General features: G+C 57.7%; 4 protein-coding genes. 2 read left to right on the forward strand and 2 right to left on the reverse strand.

The features are described 5' to 3' along the window. Window positions 1–58 precede the first annotated feature (58 nt). Window positions 59–592, forward strand: coding sequence for a DUF302 domain-containing protein (locus EN914_RS28950; RefSeq protein ID WP_024504925.1), 534 nt, complete (start codon window positions 59–61; stop codon window positions 590–592). After that, window positions 592–912: an antibiotic biosynthesis monooxygenase gene (locus tag EN914_RS28955; RefSeq protein ID WP_032899530.1), complete on the forward strand. Its 321-nt coding sequence runs from the start codon at window positions 592–594 to the stop codon at window positions 910–912. The genes EN914_RS28950 and EN914_RS28955 overlap by 1 nt, the downstream gene beginning before the upstream one ends. A gap of 866 nt (window positions 913–1778) precedes the next feature. On the opposite strand, the gene EN914_RS28960 is transcribed toward EN914_RS28955, so the two are convergent. After that, window positions 1779–2471 carry an ABC transporter ATP-binding protein gene (locus EN914_RS28960; RefSeq protein WP_032899528.1) on the reverse strand — a complete coding sequence of 231 codons (693 nt, stop codon included), beginning with the start codon at window positions 2469–2471 and terminating at the stop codon, window positions 1779–1781. A gap of 2 nt (window positions 2472–2473) precedes the next feature. Continuing rightward, window positions 2474–3371: ABC transporter ATP-binding protein (locus EN914_RS28965; RefSeq protein WP_206527264.1), on the reverse strand; the 898-nt coding region annotated here is incomplete at its 5' end.

The raw sequence follows: 3371 nt of genomic DNA on the forward strand, positions 1-3371 counted from the left end.
AGGCAATAACCTTCTAATCGCTCTCGAAATCCCGCCCCTCATCATTTGGAGACAGCCAATGGCCACCCCCACGGTCGAGACACGCCCGTTCACAAACGAGCACATCACCATCCGATCCGCCAATCCCTTCACCGAGACGAAGGCCAGGCTTGAGAGCCTCGTCCCGCGGATCGACGATGGGATATTCACACTACTGCGATACGGCGAGGCCGAGCGCGCTTTGCGCGAGCTCGAAGCTTCGGCGAACCTGTCGATTTTCGGCTTCCGGGACCATGGCGCGCTGTTGGCGATCGCAGGCCAGAAGCGGCGCTCCATCCAGTATGACATTGGCAACCCGCTTACGGCCTCGAAGATGACCCGCCACCAGCTTTCCGCCGGGATTTACGCACCCATCCGCGTCCTGTTGCGAGAGGACGGAGAAGGCTCGGCGTTCGAGTACGACCGGCCCGCCGCCGTTTTCCGCCAGTTCGGCGACCCGCTGGTTGACGTCGTCGCGCAGCGTCTCGACCAGGAACTGCAAGCCGTGCTGCAAGCTGCGGCGGCCTCAGGTTCTGAAGACGCACAGCCGCAAGTGGAAGGAAGGGCTTCGTGATGCCGAAACAACAGCGCCGCGTGATTCTGATCAACACCTTCCGGTTGAAGGCAGAAGATCCGGCGGAATTGATAGCTCTGCTAACCAAAGTCACAGAAGAGTCGGTCGCGACGGCCCTTGGCTTCGAAGGCGCGACACTGCATCTGAGCCTGGATGGCGAGCGGGTTGTGATGTATGCGCGCTGGCGAAGCCTCGCGGAATATCAGGCGATGCGCGCAGGCAGCAGCTCGATGAGCGCGCTTCGAGAGATCATGGTAACTGTGATTTTCGAGCCCGGCGTGTTCGAGGTCGTACGTGAGTTTCGGCCGCCGGACGTCTGACTTCACGGCCGGGCTTGTTCGTTTAATCTCAATTGAAAACTCCTCCGGATGCGTCGGAACGCTACGTTCTCGCCCTACAACGACTGTCTCCGACCGAGTTCATAGGTGACGCGTCATTGCGGGGGCGAACGTCGGTGTAGCCGACATCTGGCGGAAAGCCGTCGCCGGTAATGGAACGCGTTCCCATGCTCATCCGCCAACGGCGTTCTCAGCCAATCTATGCGGCTGCTTATGACCCACCGTTCCCACAAAGCGGACTGACTGGATTATCCGAAGCCAGGCATTCCTAAGCGACCGCTTGCCCGGAGGAACGAACGGCCGCTTTTGGGGGGATCGATGCCGGTGAGGCCGAACGGCCGATATTGGGCGCAAAGCTGCCATTCGGTATGAGTTAAATTCGGGCAGCAAAATAGCTGGATCAGCTTCCTGAATCAAAATGGACGAACCGCTTCGTAAACCACTGACGAATAACGACTGTTTTAGCCTCTGCGGGTCAACTTTGCATATACAATCAATGCGTAGAGGATGGTTAGCCAACCGGTTTCCTTCTTATTCTCTCGTATGGTCCGGCGAACCTAAGACCAAGAAGACAACTAGTTTTTTGGGAGGGGTGCCTCAGTGCAATCCACAGAGAAGATCAATCACTGCATTTTGACCATAACGCTAAATTGGCTTGGCCCTCGCGCGTAACTCGGCTGTGTCGTTGCGATCGAGAAGTCCTGGGACAGCGCAGGCCAGGATCGGCGACAGCGCGCATGAGCGTGCCCGGCGTTTTCGCGGTCGGGCAGCGAAGCTCGAGGATGGGCGTTGTCATAAGGTTTGATTCACCATTGCCATCCGGAGCTCGACAACATCCTGGTCGTGCCTCACACTCCGAGGTGATCGAGAAGACTTTGTTGATCTTCGGCCATCTGATGGTTCGTCATTTCTCTGACGATTTTTCCATTTTCGATTACGTAGTACCGGTCGGCGACCTCGGCGGCGAATTGAAGATTCTGCTCGACTAAGAGAATGGTCAGTCCCGTGGACTTGATATCTTTGATCAGTGCACCGATCGCATCGACCACGACAGGTGCCAGCCCCTCTGTCGGCTCGTCGAGCATCAGAAACGAAGCGCCCATGTAAAGGGGCCGCGCTATCGCTAGCATCTGCTTTTCCCCACCCGACAACGACGCGGCCTTTTGCGAGCGCCGGGTTTTGAGGATCGGGAAATACTCATAGATCCGGTCGAGCGGCCAGGCGGTGTCTCCGTTCGCACGGCCGATCGTCAGATTCTCGTATACGTTCAGCGTCGAGAAAATTCCGCGGTCTTCCGGCACAAAACAGACCCGCATCTTGCAAATCCGCTCAGGCGAGAGATCGATGATTTCGGTTCCGATGAAGCGGATGCTCCCGGTTCGTCGGGGAATATCGCCGATGATCGACTTCAGCAGCGTGGTCTTGCCGGCACCGTTTCGCCCCACCAACGTTACCACTTCGCCAGTCTGGACAGACAAGTTGACGCCCTGCAAAATATGGCTTTCGCCATAATAGGCGTCGAGATCCGTTATCTCCAGCATGCTCAATGGCGCTTTCCCAAATAGGCTTCTATCACCCGGGGATCCTGTCGGACGTCGGCGTAGCGACCGCGCGTTAGAAGCGCCCCCTGCTGCAATACAATGATCTCATCGGCGACATTTGCGATGACACCGAGGTTGTGCTCCACGACGATGATCATGCGGTCGACGGACAGTTGCGCAATGAGGTCCGTCGTACGCGATACATCTGCCGTCGTCATCCCAGCGGTTGGTTCGTCGAGAAGGAGAATCGTTGGGTGTGCTCCCAGGGAAATCGCGAGCTCCAAGGCGCGTTTGCGGCCATATGGCAGGTCCCCTGCGGGTCGACCGCGCAAAGAGGACGGAATTCCGACCTGATCCAGCAGTGCCGACGCTTCCGGCCGGTGATCCTCATGCCAGTCGATCTTTGCGAAGGCCTTCGTACCCCCGTCTGCTCGGCGCTGCACCGACAGCACGACATTGTCCATGACCGAGAGATTGGGGAAGATGCTCGTGATCTGAAAGCTGCGCACGATACCTTGGCGAGCAAACTGCTCGGCTCGTAAACGAGTCATGTCCTGGCCGTTGAACAGCAGCCGACCACGCTTCGGCCGATAAAACCCGCTCAAGACGTTGAACAAAGTCGTCTTGCCGGCCCCATTAGGGCCGATGATGCCGTAAACCGGCTTTCTCTCGAATTTCAGGCTTAAGTCATTGATCGCCTTGAAGCCGCCGAAACTCATCGTGACGGACTGCAGTTCCAGTAGCGGCATCACGGTTCCGCCAGCGCTCTCGCCAATGTTCTGGCCACAATCAGGCATCGGCTGCATCTCCCGTAGCGACAACCCGATCGGGCTTCGATGCATATCGCCTGTCCGAGCCAGACATTTCGGCGGGTGGAACGCGGTCAACGGAATAATGCAC

This window comes from Mesorhizobium sp. M7A.F.Ca.CA.001.08.2.1 (genome assembly GCF_003998455.1).
GTDB lineage: Bacteria > Pseudomonadota > Alphaproteobacteria > Rhizobiales > Rhizobiaceae > Mesorhizobium > Mesorhizobium ciceri.

Coding starts and splice junctions, on each gene's coding strand:
- EN914_RS28950 (WP_024504925.1), top strand. CDS start 59: ATGGCCACCCCCACGGTCGAGACACGCCCGTTCACAAACGAGCACATC.
- EN914_RS28955 (WP_032899530.1), top strand. CDS start 592: ATGCCGAAACAACAGCGCCGCGTGATTCTGATCAACACCTTCCGGTTG.
- EN914_RS28960 (WP_032899528.1), bottom strand. CDS start 2,471: ATGCTGGAGATAACGGATCTCGACGCCTATTATGGCGAAAGCCATATT.